Source organism: Gallaecimonas zhanjiangensis (assembly GCF_057624825.1).
Genome location: NZ_CM172603.1, coordinates 337,602 through 356,424, shown reverse-complemented (window position 1 = coordinate 356,424; position 18,823 = coordinate 337,602). Strand labels below are relative to the sequence as shown.

The following is an 18,823-nucleotide window of genomic DNA, read 5'->3' as shown; positions in this document are numbered from 1 at the left end:
ATACATGGAAAGGATTCCCATGGCTAAAACCGCCGCGTCAAAGCCGAGCCAGGACCGGCTCGCCACACCTCACCAGGCTCCACCTTCGTTATTGATCACCCTGCTGCTGGGCGCCTGCCTCTTTGGCGGCTTTGGGGTATTCCTTTATTTGCTGGTGTCCTGACGGGCCAGCACCAGATCGGTCATGTCGTAGATCAATACCGCCATGTGGGTCACATCGCCGGTCAGGCCGGTGATGGGGAACAAGGTGACGTTCTGGTACATGAACTCGGCGGTGCCGGTGATGGGCCGGTAGTTGTTGAACCGCAGCAGGTAGGGGCGCTGCTCCCAGGTGACAAAGGCGCGGCTTTTGAGGGTAAAGACCATGGCCGCCTTACGCTCGAACCAGGGCCGCTCCAACTCGGGAAAGACGTCAAACAGCACCCGGTCTTTGACCTGGCTTGGCAACATGCCGCTGTGGTTTTCCAAAAAGCCGTTCCAGCTCTGCACCTTGTAGTCGCGGTCCAGCACCATCATGCCCACATCGACATTCTGCAACAGCTCCACCAGCCAATGGATCTCGTTGAGTTCGGAAAGCGCGCTCATCAGTTACTCCAGCAGGTGGGCGATTTTGAAATTGAGGGTATGCAGGGACGATTCGGTCAGCAGGATCAACAAGTCGAAGGTGAGCTTGTAGTCCTCCAGGCCGTAGCTTATCTCCACCGCCAGCAACCGCTGCCAGGATTTGGCGTGGCGCAGCAGCTCGTGCAGGTCTCGATGCAGGCCAAGCACCGTGGGGTGGCCTTGGCAAAAACGCACGTCCAGCTGCTCGGCAAGGCCGGCAAGGCAGGCGCTGGTCAGCACATTGGCGATGTCGGTCAGCAGCTCCACTTCCACCGCCGGGGTCAACTCGCCCTCGTATTTGAGCAGCCGGGCCAGATCGCCCAGGTCGGCGTCGTCCAGCAGCAATAATGCCTCACCAGACAGCCCCGGGCCGATAAAGCCCTGGCAGATGGCAGAAACCCGGTCTGACATGGCCGACTGCAGCGCCATCTGCATTTCGCTGAGCTCCAAGAGGTCAACCTTGGGGATAGGCAGCTTGACGAAGATCCCCAGCATCTGGGCCAGCATGGCACCGGCCTGGCCCATGGCCACGTTCACCACTTCCTGGTAACCGTCGCGAAGCTCGGGAGACAACTCCAGGGCCGGGCGCTGTTGGCGCTGCGGTTCGGCCACCGGGGGGGCGGGCGCCGCCTCGGGCGCTTTGGCGGCGGCTTTTCGGTAAAGGCCGGTGGCCTCCAGGGCCGCCAGCAGTTTGTCTGCGGCCATGGGTTTTTTGATGAAATCCAGTGCCCCCAGGGCTTTTACCCGCCGGTGAGCCTCTTCCTGGATGTCCCCAGACACCACGATCACCGGCAGCTGGATGTTGGCGCGTTTGAGCACCTCCAGCACCTGGTAGCCGTCCACGTCGGGCATGTTGAGATCCAGAAACAGCAGCTCGGGCTTGTCGGCCTTGATCAATTGCAGGCCTTCGCGCCCATCCTTGGCAAACTGGACATCGACCTCCCAGTCGGCGGGCAGGGAACGGGCCATTTGCTTGCGGGCCATCCCTGAGTCGTCGCAGATAAGAATTCGGGTTGCCATAAGGCCTTCTTGGCGGGCTTGGATAGGCCAAAGACTAGAAAGGAAGTGGCTGTTTAGCAAAGGAAGATAGTGGCCGGCCTTGAAAAAACGGCGTTTTCGCTCACTTTTGCAGCAAAGGGCCAGCCACTTAACGGAGCAAAGGTGCAACCTACCCGGCCTGGCTGGTCCTGCCTGGGGAAATTCCCTATCATGCCGCCACCTTCAAGCCCACGGACGGACACATGCTGGCAATCCTCAAGGATATTTTCCTCGCCCCCCGCCAAAGCCTCGACAGAACCCGCTTTTTTATCGGCCTGACCCTGCTGTTGCAGTTGGAACTGTCCAGCACCCTGGGCCAGCGTTACCTGATAAGTGTCATCGAAAACGCAGACCGTAACGGCACTGACCCCTTCATCGTCAACAAGCTGCAAGTGCTGCTGGAATTCTTTCAGCCGACCTGGGTACTGGGCGACCTGCCGATGCTGGCCATTTGCTACCTGCTGGCGCGGGGTGTTTGTGGGCGCTTTTTGGCGCCGTTGCTGGCCTTCGGCTGTTACGTGCTGACCCGGCTGCCAAGGCGCCTGGCAGGCATGAACTCCAACTTCGAGAACGCCTTGAACGACGGCGCCCAGCCCTACCTTTTCGCGCTGGGGCTGGTGACGCTGGCAACATGCTTCGCCCTGGTGGCTGTTGCCGCCTTCAGGCCCGGCATTGGCCGCCACCCACTGGCGGCATTGAATCCGGCACGAGCCGCCAGCACCCAGATCAGTGCCGGCGCCTTTTTCTACAAAAACCTGGTAATGGCCTTGGTGGTGCTGGTGGTGGGGGCGCTGCTGTCGTGGATGGCGAGCCTCAGCCTTGTCATGCTCACGGTGGCCACCATGGCCATGGTGTTGCTGTTTGCCGCCACCGTCATCTACTGGCTGGTGCTGGTGGTCAAGCGCCTCAATAACGCCGGGCTGGCCAAGGCGCCATTTATCGGCACTTATCTGGGGTTGTCGGCCCTTATCGGCCTTTGCCAGTGGGTACTCAGCCTTGAGGGCGAGGCCTGGCAGTTGATGCTGGCCTGTATCCTGGCTGGCACCAGCCAGATGGTGCTGACCCTGATGACCATGACGCTGCTGGTGTTGCCCGCCAAGGCCACGCTTGAGGCGCAGCCATGAGGCCCTTGGTGCTACTGGCGTTGCTGCTGCTCGGTGGCTGCAACGACGATTTGGTGTTCTCCCCCAAGCTTGGGGACGAGCAAAGCTACCAGGTAGTGACCAGCACCCTGGTCAAGCCGGACGGCCACTACCCCAGCCAGCACGTGGACAGCCAGTCTCTGGTGCGTTACCGGGTCACCGAAACCGGCAAGGTACTGCGCTTTGATATCGCCAACGACTACATGGCGCTGGACGCCAGTGGCCAAGGGCGGCTGCGTAGCGACCAGCCAAACAGCGGTGACAAGGAATGGCGCCAGTTGATGGCCGCCGGCTTTGAGCTGGCCGTAGACGCCAAAAGCGGCGCGCTGGTCACGCTTCAAGGCCACGACCAGGCTCTGTGGCAAAAGGCCCTTGAGCGCGGCGGCAGCGAGCTTATCCGCCAGTTGCGCCAGGGCATGGCGGTGCCGGGTTTTGTCAGCGCCATTCCTGCCACCCCGGGCGCCACCCTGGCCTTGCCGGATATCCAGGGCCACAGAGCCACCCTCACCGTGGACGAGGTAACCCCTTCGCAGCTACACGCCCACTTCAGCGCCGAGGCCGAGCAAACCCGCCTTTACGGGCGCCTGCAATTTGACAGAAAAACCACCTGGCTGACCCACATGGCCCTGGTGATGGAGGCGCCTTTTGAGCGCTTTGGCATCACCGGCCAGCTGCGCACCTTGATGGTGATGGCGCCCAAGGGCAGATCGCTCACCTCCTTGAGTTATCGCACCAGCTACCAGCAGCTGGACGACGAGCCCTTTGCCATTCCCACGCCCCCCGAGCAGCAAAGCCATGCCCCGGCCACCGACCACCTCTACGCCGAGGGCTACATCGACCCGCGCCATGACGACTTGCGCCTAAGCTACTTCTTACCCGGCAACCCGGACCGCCAGGAGCTGGCGCTGGATAACATCGAGGCGCTGGACGCTGGCGGCCAGGTGATAAAAGACGCCTTGCTCATCCAGGAGCGCTCGCGCTACCCGCTCTACGGCGATATCGCCCGCATCGACACCTCCCTTGCTCGCACCGGCTGGCAAGAAAACCCCGCCGCCATTGCCAGCATCAGGGCCGACGCCAAGCTCTACACCACCACAGTGCGCGCCAAAAGCCTGACCTTGCAGCCCGGTAAAACCCAGCAGCTGCGCCTTGGCGGCCAAATCCTCACCTTAAGCTCGTCGCCCAACGCGCCCCTTGAGCTCACCCTGAGCCACACCAACACCGCCACCAGTTGGCTGCTGCTGGGCTTTGACGGCCTGCAAGGCACCATGAACTGGCAAAGCGATACCAAGGCCCTGCCAGACTGGCTGCAACCGGTAGAGAAAGAGGCCATCGCCAGCATCACAGGCCAGGGCGCCGAGCGCCTAGTGTTTCACCTGGATAAGGCGCCGGGCCAGGTTACCTTTTATGTGCTGGAGCGAAGCTCCGAGCCGGTGCTGCGCCGGCAAGTGGGTTTTATCAGCCCCAATCGTTACCTTGCCAACCCCCACTACCCGTCCCCCGAAGCATTGACCCTCTTTGAAGGCAGTGACAGCGCCCCTCTGGAACCGGCGCTGCACCTGGATAAAGGCCAGGGGCTGCTGCTGACCTTACCCACCGCCTGGCAGCCTTTGTGCAAGCTAAGCCTCGACAAGGGCTTTAGCGAGAACGGCCACCCCGTTACCTGGCAGCCCGCGGCCGTGCCTGAGGCGGGTTATCTTGGCTTTGCCGCGCCGGGGCAACAAATGGTGCTGGCCACCGACGACGGTAAACGCCGCTACTTTTACGGCCAATCGGTTACCACCCGCCTTGACTGCACCGGCACGCCCGGCTGGCAGCCTCTTGCCTTTAGCGCCGATCCCGCCAGCCCCTGGCTGGTCAACATCGACGGGCTGGATGGCAATGCCACGGTAGAGGCCACCCTGGCCCGGTTGCAGCTGCTGGATGGCGAAGGCCGGCCACTGGCCCTACTTGATGGCCACAGCGGCATGCCCGCCAAACCCGGCGATACCCTGGCCAGCATCGGCGTTGACGGTTACCTGCGGGTGGCCGGCCTGCCAGTTAAAGCCCGGCAGTTGGTGGTGGCACCCGTCCCCTACCAGCGCCAATGGACCACCGATTTCCCGCCCCTGCCATGAGGACAGCCACCATGCGTTTTATCTTGATGTTGCTGCTGCCCCTGGCGCTGAAGGTGAGCGCCGCCCAGGTGTGGCTGGACGATCACTGGAACCGCACCGCCCCCGGCCAGGCCAGCTTTTATCTGGCCGAGCCGCTGGCCGAAAAAGACGGCCGCTGGTTTGGCACCATCTACTACAAAAGCAGCGGCCAGCAGCGCTTTGTCGGCAGTTTTGACCGCCAGGACATCAACAGCGCCGTGGCCGTCGGCCCCTACCGGTACTTTCATGAAAACGGTCAGCTTGAGGCGGTAGGCCAGCGCGACAGCCAGGGCTATATCAACGGAGTGGTCAGTTACTACAACAGCGACGGTAAGCTCAGCCGTGAGCAGCACTATGTCAAAGACCGCCAAGTGGGCGAAGAAAAGCAATATGGCGAAGGCGGCCAACTGATCGCCCTTCGCCACTACAACTCGCGCAGCCAGCTTGATGGCCGCCAGGCCTACTTTTGGGGCAGCGGTAAGCGGCGCAGCGAAACCTTCTATAAAAACGGCAGGCGCGACGGCACCGACAAAGACTGGCGCGAAGACGGCAGCCTAAGCCACGAAACAGCCTACCGGGCTGGCCGCCAGCACGGCGAGTCCCGAAGCTTTGACAAGCACGGCACCCTGGTGCGCGTCGAGCACTACCAAGGCGGCAAACGCACCGGTGAGCAAAAGCGCTTTTATAGCTCGGGGGTGCTCAATGAGCTGGCGGTCTACGACAGCCAAGGGCGCCTTAGCCAAACCCGCCGCTTTACCGAGGCCGGCACCCTGAGCTACCACCAAACCCTGGCCTACCAGGGCAAAAACCGCCTGGAAACCGAGCAGTACTATAAAGACGGCAAGCTTGAGCGGCGCCGCCAGAGCGATAACGCCCGGCGCTGGACCCTAGTGGAAACCTTTGCAGGTGGCGACCAGCCCATCACCCGCCAAGAAACCCTGGCCGGGCGCCGCCAGGGGCTGATGCTTGAGCAATACACCGATTTCCAAGGCCGCCGCCATATCACCCGCAGCCACTACCAGAATGGCGAGCGCCATGGCCCCTACAGCGAAAGCCGCGAGGGCACCTTGCTGGCAGAAGGCCAATACCAGCAAGGCAACAAGGTGGGCACCTGGCACTATCACCAACAAACCCTTAAAACCGAGCATTACAACCAGGCTGGCGAGCTCGACGGCGAAGTGCGCGAACAAACCCCGGCAGGCCAGCTGTTGCTGCTTGCCCATTACCGGCGCGGCCAGGAACACGGCCAGTGGCTGCAATACGATGAAGACGGCCGCTTGCTGGGTAAGGGCTTGATGGAAAAAGGCCTTCGCACTGGCGAGTGGGTCTTCCAGGCCCCCTATGAGCAAGCCCCCCGGCTCTGGCATGGCCGCTACCAGGCCGGCAACCAGGTGGGCAAGTGGCAGGCCAAAGATGAGGCCGGTTACCTGCTGGGCACGGCCCAGTACGACCAGCAAGGCCGCCCCCAGGGCACCTTTTACCGCTTTGCCGCCAATGGCCTGCTGGAGGAAGTGAGCCGCTACCAAGATGGGGAGCTTGACGGCGAGCAGCGCCGTTACAGCGGCGGCGTGCTCTACAGCACCGAGCATTACCGCCAAGGCGTGCCGGTGGCAGAGGATGCCAAACCCTGCCCAGCAGGCGACACCGACTGCCTGCTTTTTGGCAACTAAACGGGGTTAGTCGGCGGCCAGCACCTTTTTCAGGCAGGCCTGGGTACTGGCCACGATATGCTGGGGTTGGCAGGTCAGCAGCTGCGCCTTGACCTTAGCCAGGGGCCAGCTGATGCGCCCTTCGCGGCGCAGCTCGCACTGGGCCGCCACCACGCTGCTGTAGGCCAGCATTTCATCTTTGAAACTGCTGGTCAGATCCAGGCCGTGAACCTGCTCGACCAAGTCACGAAAGGGCCCTTCGGCGAGGCGCGGCTCGCTCTGGGTTTGGTAGAGGGTGCGGGCCATCAGCGCCCAGTTGCGGTCCTTGCGGGCTTGGTCCCAGTCCTTGCTGCGGATATTCCACTTAAGCCCCGCCAGCACCCCGGCCAGGGTGGACTCTGCCTCGCATTGCGGGTCTTGGCTAAGGGGCGGCGGCGTGCTGGCGCAGGCCTGAAGTAACAGCGCCAGCAGCGCTACAGCGGCAATTCTCATCGATTCTCCATCGCGCCAGGCTTCACTGCCCGGCTATTTATTCCGGCTGGCGCGCCAGGCGCCAAAGGCGCCGGGCCCTTGCCAAAAAGAGGCCACTTAGCACCCCATAGAGCAGGCAGAGCATGGCCACCACGGCCGGCTCGGCCAACAACTGGCTGTGCAGCGCGCTCAGCACGCCCACCAGGTACTTGGTTAAGAAGATGCCGAGGATCAGCAGCAATGGCAACCAACTGCCCTCCACATGAAACTGGCCGCTGTGGGCGTGATAGCGCGCCTTAACCAGCGTGAACAGCTCGCCCGCCACCAGTGCCGTTACCGCCAGGCCCGCCAGCCACAGCCCCAGGTGCAGCGCCGTGGCGCCAAAACTGCTGATAAGGCCAAGGGCCGAGAGCACCACCATGACCATGGGCAGCATCAGGGCTCGGGTGCGAGAAAGCTGGCGGGGGCGGGTTTGGGTCACGCCCAGATACAGCAAGCCCAGCAGTAATCCGTAAACCCACAGCGGGGTGTGTTTGAGTATCTCAAGTACCATGACAGGCTCCTTTTGCGTAGGTTGCCTGGCAAGGTTATCGGCCCGCTAGCGGCGCAACAATGTGCCAGAAGTCACGGGTTGGCGGGCCTTGGGAGCATTACCTGGCCAGCAGGAATTCCAGGGCGCCGCACACTGCTGCCACCTGGGCGGCGTTGCAGATGGCCGGGGTTGCTTTGGGGCTGTCCGGGTACACCTCGGTGGTGCAGGTATAGGGGGCGGTGGTTACGCTGGCGCACAGGCCCAGCTTTTTCAGCGGGTATTCAATCACCCCGGGCGCCACCACTTTGGAGCCAATGATGGTGCCGTCCGGGTCGGCCGGGGCGATATGGGTCACCTTGGCTACCGCTTCGACAATGGCCTGCTGAAAGGCCGGCTGCGGGGACTCGGTGTTGTCAACCACGTAGAAGCCATCGGGGATGGTGCCGGGCTCAAAGGCTTTGCCGTCGCGGGCCGCCAAGGCCGGGCGGAACTCGGACTCGTCGCTGTCGGTAGTTTCGTGCAGGTCGATATGGCAAAGAAATTCGGCCCCGATATCGGCAACCAGTTTTTGCAGGGCGGCCGCTTCTTCCGACGGGCTGTCAGCAATAAAAGACCGGTTAGGGTCCAGCGCCAGCGGGTTCCAGCGGTTGATCACCTCATACCCCCAAGGGCTGATGCAGGGGCAGATCAGCAGGTTGAAGTACTGGCCGTAGTGGCCGGCCTTCTCTCTGGCAAAGGCTATCGCCCCCTGCACCCCGGAGGTTTCGTAGCCGTGCATGCCACCGGTGACCAGCACATAGGGTTTACCCGGCTGCCAGTTGGGGGACTTGAGCGCCAGCAGCGGGTAGCGCTCGGGGTCGTAACTCAGGGCGCCGTATTGCACCAGTTCCAAGCCTGCGGCCAGGGCCTGAACCTGACTGACAACTTCGTCCTGGTAGCTGCGCTGCAGATGGCGCTCGGCCAGCCACTGGGCCTTTTCCTGCTCGCCCCAGGGCGAGCCTGGGGTACCAATGTGATAGGTCATCTCTGTTGCCTTTGCTGCTGACGAAAAGACCACAGGGTAGCAAAGTTATGCCGCCAGCAGCAGGGGCCGGCCCCCTCAGCCAAGCCGCCCCTCTACCGCCAGCACCTGCCCCGCCTTGCCGCGAATCACAAAACAATCCTGGCCACAGGCTTCGGCCGGCTGGCCGCCCACCAGCAACTGCTGCCAACGCTTACCTTTGGGCAGGCGCAGGGTCAGGGTCAGCGCCTCAGGCAGCCTTTGAGGCAGCGTGACGGTGCCACTCAGGCGGCCCTCGCCCAAGTGCAGTTGCAGGCGATACCCCACCTTGCCCCAGGGGGTGGGGATAGCCTCACAGGCGACGGTTTTACCGCTTTGCCACCAGGCATGGGGCACCGCCTTTGCCAGGTGCAACTGGGGGCCGTCGTCAAACACCAACGCCCAGCGCAGCAGCAGCGGGATGGTGAGCTGGGCCGGCATGCAAAACAGTGGCATGCCACCGGTGATATCGCTCACCTCGCCGGCGGTCCAGCTGCCGGGGGTGTGGGCGTGGTAGCGATGGGCGAACATAAACAGCAGGTACTCATCAACCCGCCCCAGGCGCAGCAGCTGCAAAGCATAGCCGTAGGAGATAAAGCCCAGCAGGTTGCGCTCTTTGTCGTTCGGCGCCGTGATATTGGCCACCACGCCCATGCTGGTGGCGCCATAGGCGCGCATGCAATCGATCACCAGGTTGGCCAGATCCGCCGGTAACACGTCGGCGTGCAGCAGCTCGGCATAAACCCGGTGCGGCCAGCCTTGCTCGCTGGGTTGCTGCTGGGCAAGGGCCTGGCGGAAGGTGAGCGCTACCCCAGGCAGCGGGCCAATGTAGGGCGGGCTCATATCGTGGCGGATATTGGCCCTGATGCTGGTTTCAAGGCGGGCCTTTAAGGTGTCGGCGCGCTGGCGCCAGCGCCCTGCCAGAGCCGGTTCGCCCCCCAGTTTTGGCCAGATGGCGGCGATATCCACTAGGCCACGAACGGTCATGGCGCTGTTGGCGTAATAGGGCTTCCACCAAATGGACGGGTCTTCAAACAGGCAGGCATCCGACTCGTTCCAGCCATGGATAAGGCCATAGCCCGGCGCCGTTTTGGGTAATGCCAGGGCGGCGTCGTGCAGCTCAAGCAGCAATGCGGCGGTGGCCGCAATCTTGCCTCGGTGCTTTTGCAGCAGGGCTTTGTCGCCGGTGAGCTGAAAATAACGGGCCAGCAGCGACAAGGTCAGGCCGAACTGGCCGGTCTCGGGGCCGCGCATGTTGATCATGCCGTCCTCATAGACAAAGTCGCTGAAGTATTGGTCCAGCACCGCACTGGCTTGCGCAAAGCGGCCCCATTCGAGGTTGGCGTAGAGCGAGCTGGTGAAGGTGTCTTGGAAGCCGTCGTACTCGGGGCCGTAGTAGTCACGGTCAACGGCGCCGTATTTGGGATAGGTGCCACCGGGGCGCACCACCAATTCACGGGCAAAGGCAAAGCGGGCCATGTCGCTCCAGCTGGGGTCAGGCAGCTGGCAGGGTGCCATGTCGGCCAATTGCTGTTGCCAGTAGCCGGCAAAACGCAGCAACGCCCGGTAGAAATCGGCGGCCGGCGGCGGCTCGCGGCGCGGCGGATAGGCCGGGTAGCTGTGGGCGTAATGCACCTCCAGCACCTTGCCTTTTTCCATCAGCGCCGAGCGGTGCCAGGTTTGGGCAATAAAGGTGTCGGTAGCGTCCACATCGGCAAACACCAGCAGCTCGTAGTAGCGGCCGTCCCCCAAGGGGATCACCTTATGCACCGCTGGCATCCAGCCCCCTACCAGCCCTTCAAAGCGCTTGGCGGCCAGCTCATCCGAGCCTGCGCCTTTAAGCACTTGGCGCGGGTGATAAGTACGGGTGCGGCCATTGGGGTAGACCATCATGGTGTCGTTGCACTGGCGGGTGCCCACAAAGCTGTTCCAGGGCAGGCGACCGCCGTACTCGGCCGGGTTGAGCTTGGAGGCGAGCGGCGGCGCGGCGGTGCGCACGGCAGTTTCATCTGGCTCGCCGTTGGCCAGCAGGGCATCGGCGAGCAGGTCTGCATCGCTGAGGGCGACTTTGGAAAGCGCCATGCCAAGGTAAGGCGGGGTATCGCCGGCAAAGGTGGCCTCCAGCCTTTTGGTCAGCACTAGCGCCTGCTGGCCCTGGGTAAAGACCAGGGCACCATCCTGACGCTGCCAGTCTTCATAGACGGCCCAGCGTTTACCTTGCTCGTCAAAATGGCAAACCAGGCTGTACCCGCTTAAATCGACATCCGCCAGGGGCGCCGTTTTCACCGCCCCCCACAGTGGCGCCGGGGCGGCCTTGGCATCCATCACCGCCAACGCGGCGGTTGCGGCCGCCATGGATTGCAAAAAGTGTCGTCTGTCCATCCCACCCTCTTGGTGTCGTAAAGCCCAGGCATTTACGTATACCGTATAATATATTTATTTTTATAACAGCCATGAGAGCATGATCTGGGCCACAGTTCGGGCGCCTAAACCGGGAAGGATCAAAAAGATAGCGATAAAAAAGGCCGCGCGAGGCGGCCTTGGGTCAGAGGTTGGGGGCGGTGATAAGGCCGCGCCCCAAGGTGCGGTCAAAGAAGTGGCTGATGGTTTTATACATGTGGATGCGGGTTTCCCGGCCATAGAGGGAATGCTTGGCGCCAGGATAGGCCATCAGTTCGAACAGTTTGCCCTGCTGCTGCAACTGGTTGGCAAGCTTGGTGGTGTTGCTAAACAGCACGTTGTCGTCGGCCATGCCGTGGTAGATAAGAAGCTCCCCTGCAAGGCCATCGGTGTAGGGAAAGACTGCCGAGCGCTCATAGCCAGCGCCGTTGGCCTGGGGGGTATTGAGGTAACGCTCGGTGTAGTGGCTGTCGTAGAGATACCAGTCGGTTACCGGCGCCCCGGACACCCCAGCGGCAAAGGTCTCGCCTGAGCGGAACATCGCCATTAACGTCATAAAGCCGCCGTAGCTGTGGCCGTAGATGCCCACCCGGCTGCCATCAACAAAACCCTGGGCTTTGAGCCACTGGGCGCCTTGCACTTGGTCGGCAAGCTCGGCCACCGCCAGTTGCTGGTAAATGGCATCTTCAAAGGCCTTGCCACGGTTGAAGCTGCCGCGGTTATCCAATTGGAACACCACATATCCGCGCTGCACCATGTATTGGGTCCAGAGGTTGGCCTCGCTCCAGGCGTTGACCACCAGCTGCGCATGGGGGCCGCCATAAACCCGCACTATGGCCGGGTAGCCCTGTGGCGGCATCGGCGTAGACGGCTTGAACACCTGATAGTGCAGGGTTTGGCCGTCTTCTGCCGCTAAGGTGCCGTATTGCGGCGCCGTCCACTGGCCAAGATAAGGGCTCAAGGGGTGGCGCTCATCGAGGCGGTTTTCAACCAGGTACGCTAGGCGCTGCCCGGTGGCGTCATGAAGGGCAACCTGGGGCGGTTGGTCAAAACGCGAATACAAATCCAGGTAATGGCTGGCATCCGGGCTGAAGGTAACCTCATGCCAACCGGCCTCTTTGGAGACAAGCTCGGGGCTGGCGCTGCTGCCATTGAGGCGGACTCGATAAAGCTGGCGCTCTTTGGGGTCGCTAAGCCAGCCGCTGAAGTACACCCAGCCACTGGCTTCGTCCACGGCCTTCACAGCATCCAGCTGCCATTGGCCCTGCGTGAGCGGGGCCAGCTCGCCGTCTTTTAGGTGGTAAAGGTGCTTAAAGCCGCTGCGCTCAGACGCCCACAGCAGGCTGTTGTCAGCTTTTAGAAAGCGCAGGTCGTCGTGAAGGTTTACCCAGGTGTCTGCGTTTTCTGCCAGCAGCAGCCGGGTGTGGCCGGTGGCAAGGTCAACACCGCGCAGCTCAAGGCGCTGCTGGTTGCGGTTTTGCCACTGGTAGGTCAGCAGGCTGGCGTCATGGCTCCAATCGACCCGGGCTATGTAGATGTCTTCTTCACTGCCAAGGTCAAGCCAGGTCACACTGCCGCTCTCTACGCTGAGTACGCCCAGCTTCACCCTGACATTGGCATCGCCCGCCGCCGGGTAGCGCTGCTGGATAAGCTCGATACGCTCGGCGTAAATCTCGTTACGGGTCACCTCTGGCACCGGGCTTTCGTCCACCTGCAAGAAGGCGATTTGGCGGCTGTCGGGTGACCACCAATAACCGCTCAGCCGCGCCATCTCCTCCTGGGCCACAAACTCGGCCATACCGTTTTTAATGGGGCCGGCGCCGTCTTGGGTCAGGGGCCGCTCCTGGCCGCTGGCAAGGTCCAGCACCCGGAGGTTCTGGTCGCGCACAAAGGCCACCTGGGTGTCGTCGGGGCTGAACTTGGCGTCGAGATCAAAAGCCGCAGAATCGGTGAGCTGGCGGGCCTGCCCCCCTTGCAACGGGTAGTAGTAAAGGTTGCCAGCCAGGGGGAACAGCAGTGCCTTGCCGTCGTGGGACCAGTGGTACTCGACAATGCCCGAGGCAAAGAGGCGCTGGCGCTCGCGGCGGGCCTTTTCCTCGTCGCTGAGGGATTCGTCACCATGGTGCAGTTGGTCGGCATCCACCAGCAGCCGTAATGTGCCGCTGGCGATGTCATAGGCCCATAAGTCCAGCCGACTGGGGTCGCTGTCGCGGCCTTGTAAGAAGGTCACCAGGCGCCCGTCGGGAGAAAAGGACGGCGCCCGTAAGGCGGCACCGGAAAGCCCCGGCGCCGAGAAGATACGCTCGAGAGTCAGTGCGTTGGTCATGGCCGCTCCTTACAGATGGTGGCGGACCAACGCCATGCCGGCTACGGCCAACAAGATGGTCAAACTCAGATTGAGGAAGATATTGAGGCCGGCTTTTAAAAAGTCGCCCTGCTCCAGCAGCAGCACGTTGTCCATGGCAAAAGTGGAGAAGGTGGTCAAAGCCCCCAGAAAACCGATGCCAACAAGGTTACGCCAGGGGTAGGTTTCCATCTGCCCGGAGAGGATAAAGCCCATCAGAATGCCCATCAGCAGGGAGCCCAGCAGGTTTACCGCCAGGGTACCGTAGGGAAAGCCTCGGCCCAGTAGCCAGACCGCAAACTCGCTGATGCCAAAACGCAACATGGCGCCCACGGCGCCGCCCAGGGCAACAAACAACAATGCCTGCATGATGTACAACTCATAAGAAAAGGAAGAATAACCAGAGCCTACCGATGCTGGCTTTGAGATACCAGCCTCAAGGCCCGGCAAGAGGGAGCAAATTCTCAACAAACTCCGTTCCCAAGACGGCAACCTCACTGGCAGCAAAGCCTGCTAATGCCTATAAGTGATAGTGACTTACGGACAATCTAACCGCCGGGCAGCCGCCGGTTAAGACAGGCAGCAGGAATAACTATGATCAGGAACGATCTTTTTGAGTTTGCCGTGGAAAAGACTGGGGCCAAGGAAATCAGCCCCCAACAGGACGCCGCTCCCTGGCGCATTCTCTCGGTTGAAGATGACCCGGGGTTTCAGGCCTCCATTCTCTATTCCTTATCCAACCTGCACTACCTTGGCCGCCGAGTCGAGGTGCTCACTGCCAACTCCATCCCCACCGCCATTGACGCCATCAACTCCCACAGCGATATCGCCCTGATCCTGCTGGACGTGGTGATGGAGGTAGACGATGCCGGGCTGCGGCTGGTGGAGACCATCCGTAATGTGATTGGCAACCAGTCGGTGCGCATCGTGCTGTTGACCGGCCAGCCCGGCGTGGCACCGCGCAATGATGTGATCGACAACTACGACATCAACGAATATTGGGATAAATCCGAACTCAAAGGCCGGTTGCCGTCTATCGTCACCACCAACCTGCGCTCCTGGCAGACCCTTATCGAGCTGGAACAGGCCCGCAACGGCCTGCAGATGATCGCCGATGCCTCCCGCGCCATGATCAACCGCCAAAACACCGAGCAGTTTGCCCAATCCATTTTGGAGCAGGTGTCGGAGATCATCGGCTTGTCGGCCACCGCCGACGGTATCGTTGCCCTGCTTTACGACGATGGTGTTCCGCAACGGGTACTGTGCGCCAGCGGCGCCTTTAGCGGCATGACGGTGGCAGAGCTGGGGGACGAGGCAACAGCCCTGGCGCCACTGACGGACGACATCCGCAGCGCCATAAGAAATGCCCTTAAAAACCAGGCCAATACCATCAACGAGAATTGCTCGGTGTTTTACTTCAAATCACAGGAGCACCGCGAATTTAGCTCTGAGCTCAACCAGCATTACCTGATCGTGGTGAAATCCCCCATCAAGCTCAGTACCAGCCATATCAGGCTATTGCAGGTCTTTGCCGAGAACGCTCGCATCGGCTTTACCCAAATCACCCTGACCAATCGCCTCAATGAGCTCGCATACCTGGACTCGTCTTTGAAGATCCACAACCGCAACTGGCTGTTGCGAGAGCTGTCTTTGCTCAACGAAGAAGAGCGCCAGGCCACCTCCCTTATCGCCATCTCCATCGACGACCACTTCTCTTGCAGCCTGACCTTCGGCCACGACCATATCGAGCGCATCATCCAGCAACTGGTGCTGCAACTGGCGGCCGGCGACCCGATATTCAGAGACATCGCCCGCATCGCCTCAGACACCCTGGCGGTGATGGTCAGCCAAGACGCCATGCCGGGAGAAGAACAACTCAAACGGCTGGACTCCTTTGAAGTAACGGTCGATGCGGTGCTCCACTCCCTGCCGCTGACCGTCACCAGCATCGGCCTTAGCGAAGTGGGAGAGCTGAGCGGCGAAGACGTGCTGAACCTGGCGCGAGTAAGCCTGACCCGAGCCCATGAAAAAGGCCTTTCCTACCTGCCTTATTGCCCGCAGATAGCGCGCCAGCAGCGGGAACACTACGAGATATTGCAGCGCTCGTTCAGCGCCTTGGAAAACAACGAGTTCTTTTTGGTGTTCCAGCCAAAGGTAAAGCTGGGCGATGGCCGGCCACTGGGGCTGGAGGCGTTGATCCGCTGGCAAACCGCAGACGGCACCATGATCTCGCCGGAGCTGTTCATGCGCCTGGCCGAGGCCTCCGGCACCAGCCACGTTATCGATATCTTTGTTTTTGAAGAGTGCATCAAAGCTATCAAGCAGTTGCACCAACTCGGCTTCTACCTGCAATTGTCCTTCAACGCCTGCCTTAAGGATCTGGTCAATCCCCGCTACATGGAGCGGCTGACCAATGTGCTGACACAAAACCCGTTGCTGGCCCCCTTCTTGGAGCTGGAGATCACCGAATCCCAGGCCATGGCCGACTATGACGAAATCAGCCCGCTGCTGGAGCGGCTGCGGCAAACCGGGCTGAAGATCGCCCTGGATGACTTTGGTACCGGGTATTCGTCCCTGGCCCATCTAGCCTGGATGCCTATCGATATCATCAAGCTGGACCGCAGTTTTGTGCATGACCTGCTACTTAGCGAAGTAACGCATTCCCTTGCAGACATGGTGATAAGGCTGGGGGAGAAGTTTGACTACACCATCGTCGCCGAAGGTATTGAGACGGAAGAACAATCAAGCATGCTGTTGCAACTGGGCTGCACCCTGGGCCAGGGCTACTACTACGCAAGGCCCATGCCTTTGCCCGCTTTGCTCGATTGGCTTGCCACCCAGGCCCAGGCCCGTTGATGGCAAGTCGCCGTTACCATAACCGCAGTTACCTGCAGATACTTTACCTAACGGTGCTGCTGCTGCCGTTGCTGATAGCGGGCTTTTGGTACAAAACCAAGCTCGCAGAGCTTCAAAGCGACATGGAGCGGGATCACCACAATCTGCTGACCAGCGGTATCGCCCTTATTAACCGCGAGCTCGGGGATATTCGCAATGCCCTGAACCTGCTACACCTCGACCACTCCCTCAATATCGCCCTGGACCGGCAACAGGCTCCTCAACTCGGCATAGCCGCCGATGTTTTTACCCGCTTTGGGCTGTCCATCCGTAATCTCCAGCAGGTGCGCTGGCTGGATGAAAACGGCATGGAAATGGTGAGGGTCGACATCAAGAACCAAAAGACAGTGATTGCCCAACCTTGGCAGCTACAAAACAAGGCCAGCCGCTATTACTTTGCCGATGCCATGAAAACCATGCCGCCGGCTTTGTACTTTTCCCCTATCGACCTCAACGTTGAACATGGCGAAGTGGAGCGACCTTTTAAACCGACGGTAAGGGTGGCCTTTCATACCGGCATTATCGACCCCATGCCCAACGGGGTATTGATCCTCAACTACGATCTCACCAACTTATTCAAACGCTTAAGCGCGCTCAAGCAACACCAGACCCAACTCAGCATCGCCGACGACAACGGCTACTGGTTGCTATCACCACAAAGTGACTGGCAGTGGGGGCGCGACCTCAACCACCCTCAATACAATCTGAAAACACAGACACCGGCATTGTGGCAGGGGCTGACCAAGGATAAGACAGACAATGCCGTAACCTTTAAACTTGGCACCGTATCCAGCGAACGCAGCAGCCTGATGGCAGATGGCAGCCGCGATATTTTCCTGTTGGCTATCACCCCGGCTGAACAAGCCCAGGCAAACCGACAGCGCGTGCTGTGGGAGGCAGGCGTGATTGCTTTGGTGCTTTTTATCCCAGGGATTTGGCTTATCAGGCACGAGCGCAATTACCTGCACAGCCTCAAGGGGCTAAATGATCAGCTGGACCGCGATAATCAGCGCCTGTTTGAGGCCCAGCAACAGGCCCAAACCCTGCTTGAGCAGCAGCAAGTCCTGCAAGATGACTTGGTCGAAGCCAGGAAGCTGTCTTCTCTCGGCATGATGGTGGCGGGTGTTGCCCATGAGCTCAACACCCCTATCGGCAGCGCCATGATGGCTATATCCAAACAACAAAGTGACTTGGACACCCTCAAGGTTCAAATTAGCGGCGGCCTCACCCGCTCTGATCTGGATAGCTTTCTTGTCAATGCCGAACAGGGACTGGCCTTGGCAGAGCAGAACTTGGCCCGTTCCGTTACCCTAGTGCAACGCTTTAAACGGCTGGCCATAGACCGCAGTAATGAAGACGTGGTTGCTTTTAAACTGCTGCAAGTAGCAAACGACCTTACCGACGCCATAAAGATACGAGCGGCCAAACAGCATGTCACGATAGTGCTGGATATACCGCCAGAGATTGAAATGCGTTCGCAGCCTGGCACCCTGTCCCAGGTGCTACAGAACCTAATCACAAACGCCTTGGATCATGGCTTTGACACTAACAGCAAAGGCAGCATCACCATCAATGCCACGCTGGATAAAGGTTGGGTATCAATAACGGTATCTGACAACGGCAAGGGCATTGAGCCTAGCCTTATCCCCCAGATCTTCGACCCATTCGTTACCACAGGTCGCGGTAAGGGCAACTCTGGCCTGGGACTGCACTTTGTCTACAACTGGGTGGTAAGCGTGCTGCGCGGCAAAGTTAAAGTCCAATCCCAGCCAGGCCAAGGCACCACATTCTTCCTGCAACTCCCACAAAATCTCGAAACACCGGCGCTGTGATCTCGATAAATAAGAGAGGTTTGACGGTGTATGAAGCCCGCGAATCTCACAAGCAGCATCACCTAGCGACAAGCGCGTCGGGAACCGGCGCTTGGACGTGCGCAGCACGGTCCCGCAGGGACGACGCACAAGGACGTGCGTCGCCATGCCACACCGCTAGCGGCGGTGGGTGAGCCTTGAAGTGAAAGCGCCGCTTTCACGCAGGCGACTTTAGCTGGCGAACGCGAGCAGCTTGCCTGTGAGCTGTGGACGGCCAGGGGCGAAGCTCGAAGCCAAGGCGCTGCCTTGGTGCAGCTGAGCGTGAGGCCTGGATGGCCGAACCGGCAGGAGCCGTCAGGACGACAACCACTCCGGACTGTCAAATAGCCAAGAGCCGTTAATGAAGCCTGCGGTGGCCAGCTCAGGGGCAAGCCCTTCGCGCTGCAAGCCTGAGCCAGTGCCACCGGCACTGCCTCTCGCGTTGCGACCGGCTTTTCGCCCTACTCTCACAGGGTGTTGAAGCGGCCTTTGGCCGCGCTGTTGATGTCGCCATGTGAGAGCGGGTCATCAAACACCGGATAAACAAAAAACCCCAGCCGTAAGGCTGGGGTTCTTCGTTTATTAGGTGCCTGGCGGTGACCTACTCTCACATGGCGAATGCCACACTACCATCGGCGCGGCTGCGTTTCACTTCTGAGTTCGGAATGGAGTCAGGTGGTTCCACAGCGCTATTGCCGCCAGGCGAATTCGTTTAAGTCCGCTCT

The 18,823-nt window shown here is 60.6% G+C and carries 14 protein-coding genes and 1 rRNA gene; 6 read left to right on the top strand and 9 right to left on the bottom strand.

Annotated elements, in window-relative coordinates; genetic code table 11:
- Positions 1-19 precede the first annotated feature (19 nt).
- A complete protein-coding gene (locus tag AC22G1_RS01680) occupies positions 20-163 on the top strand; it encodes a hypothetical protein (RefSeq protein ID WP_157052937.1) in 144 nt (47 codons plus the stop codon).
- Here the strand turns inward: AC22G1_RS01680 and AC22G1_RS01675 are convergent.
- Together AC22G1_RS01675 and AC22G1_RS01670 are read right to left on the bottom strand one after the other, a co-directional pair.
- Positions 145-585 carry a PAS domain-containing protein gene (locus tag AC22G1_RS01675; protein ID WP_050659195.1) on the bottom strand — a complete coding sequence of 147 codons (441 nt, stop codon included), beginning with the start codon at positions 583-585 and terminating at the stop codon, positions 145-147. The genes AC22G1_RS01680 and AC22G1_RS01675 overlap by 19 nt on opposite strands.
- A 3-nt stretch (positions 586-588) precedes the next feature.
- Positions 589-1,623: a response regulator gene (locus AC22G1_RS01670; protein ID WP_487315229.1), complete on the bottom strand. Its 1,035-nt coding sequence runs from the start codon at positions 1,621-1,623 to the stop codon at positions 589-591.
- Between the two features lie 221 nt (positions 1,624-1,844).
- On the opposite strand from AC22G1_RS01670, the gene AC22G1_RS01665 reads away from it, so the two are divergent.
- Genes AC22G1_RS01665 through AC22G1_RS01655 form a run of 3 tightly spaced genes read left to right on the top strand, consistent with a single transcriptional unit; the run spans position 1,845 to position 6,588 of the window.
- Positions 1,845-2,765 carry a hypothetical protein gene (locus tag AC22G1_RS01665; RefSeq protein WP_487315228.1) on the top strand — a complete coding sequence of 307 codons (921 nt, stop codon included), beginning with the start codon at positions 1,845-1,847 and terminating at the stop codon, positions 2,763-2,765.
- A complete protein-coding gene (locus AC22G1_RS01660; RefSeq protein WP_487315227.1) occupies positions 2,762-4,900 on the top strand; it encodes a hypothetical protein in 2,139 nt (712 codons plus the stop codon). Before AC22G1_RS01665 ends, AC22G1_RS01660 begins: the two co-directional genes overlap by 4 nt.
- 11 nt (positions 4,901-4,911) lie before the next feature.
- The gene (locus tag AC22G1_RS01655) at positions 4,912-6,588 is read left to right on the top strand and encodes a toxin-antitoxin system YwqK family antitoxin (protein WP_487315226.1); all 1,677 of its coding nucleotides are present in this window, start codon (positions 4,912-4,914) and stop codon (positions 6,586-6,588) included.
- A gap of 6 nt (positions 6,589-6,594) precedes the next feature.
- Here AC22G1_RS01655 and AC22G1_RS01650 read toward each other — a convergent pair whose 3' ends face one another.
- The 6 genes from AC22G1_RS01650 to crcB form a co-directional block, all read right to left on the bottom strand.
- The gene (locus AC22G1_RS01650; RefSeq protein WP_487315225.1) at positions 6,595-7,059 is read right to left on the bottom strand and encodes a hypothetical protein; all 465 of its coding nucleotides are present in this window, start codon (positions 7,057-7,059) and stop codon (positions 6,595-6,597) included.
- Between the two features lie 37 nt (positions 7,060-7,096).
- Positions 7,097-7,591 carry a DUF6622 family protein gene (locus AC22G1_RS01645; RefSeq protein ID WP_487315224.1) on the bottom strand — a complete coding sequence of 165 codons (495 nt, stop codon included), beginning with the start codon at positions 7,589-7,591 and terminating at the stop codon, positions 7,097-7,099.
- Between the two features lie 97 nt (positions 7,592-7,688).
- The gene (locus AC22G1_RS01640) at positions 7,689-8,594 is read right to left on the bottom strand and encodes a M14 family metallopeptidase (RefSeq protein ID WP_487315223.1); all 906 of its coding nucleotides are present in this window, start codon (positions 8,592-8,594) and stop codon (positions 7,689-7,691) included.
- Positions 8,595-8,669: 75 nt separating this feature from the next.
- Positions 8,670-10,991 carry a glucosidase family protein gene (locus AC22G1_RS01635; protein WP_487315222.1) on the bottom strand — a complete coding sequence of 774 codons (2,322 nt, stop codon included), beginning with the start codon at positions 10,989-10,991 and terminating at the stop codon, positions 8,670-8,672.
- A 163-nt stretch (positions 10,992-11,154) separates the two neighbouring features.
- Positions 11,155-13,335 carry a S9 family peptidase gene (locus AC22G1_RS01630; RefSeq protein ID WP_487315221.1) on the bottom strand — a complete coding sequence of 727 codons (2,181 nt, stop codon included), beginning with the start codon at positions 13,333-13,335 and terminating at the stop codon, positions 11,155-11,157.
- Between the two features lie 9 nt (positions 13,336-13,344).
- Entirely contained in the window at positions 13,345-13,722 is a 378-nt protein-coding gene (crcB, locus tag AC22G1_RS01625) for a fluoride efflux transporter CrcB (protein ID WP_487315220.1), read from the bottom strand.
- A gap of 225 nt (positions 13,723-13,947) precedes the next feature.
- Here crcB and AC22G1_RS01620 point away from each other — a divergent pair, with 225 nt between their 5' ends.
- On the top strand, positions 13,948-16,209 hold the full coding sequence (locus AC22G1_RS01620; RefSeq protein ID WP_487315219.1) for a two-component system response regulator: 2,262 nt from the start codon (positions 13,948-13,950) through the stop codon (positions 16,207-16,209).
- Positions 16,209-18,080 (top strand): sensor histidine kinase, encoded by a 1,872-nt coding sequence (locus tag AC22G1_RS01615; protein WP_487315218.1) that lies wholly within the window; start codon positions 16,209-16,211, stop codon positions 18,078-18,080. Before AC22G1_RS01620 ends, AC22G1_RS01615 begins: the two co-directional genes overlap by 1 nt.
- 606 nt (positions 18,081-18,686) lie before the next feature.
- Here the strand turns inward: AC22G1_RS01615 and rrf are convergent.
- Positions 18,687-18,801 (bottom strand): 5S ribosomal RNA (gene rrf, locus AC22G1_RS01610).
- Positions 18,802-18,823: the final 22 nt, after the last annotated feature.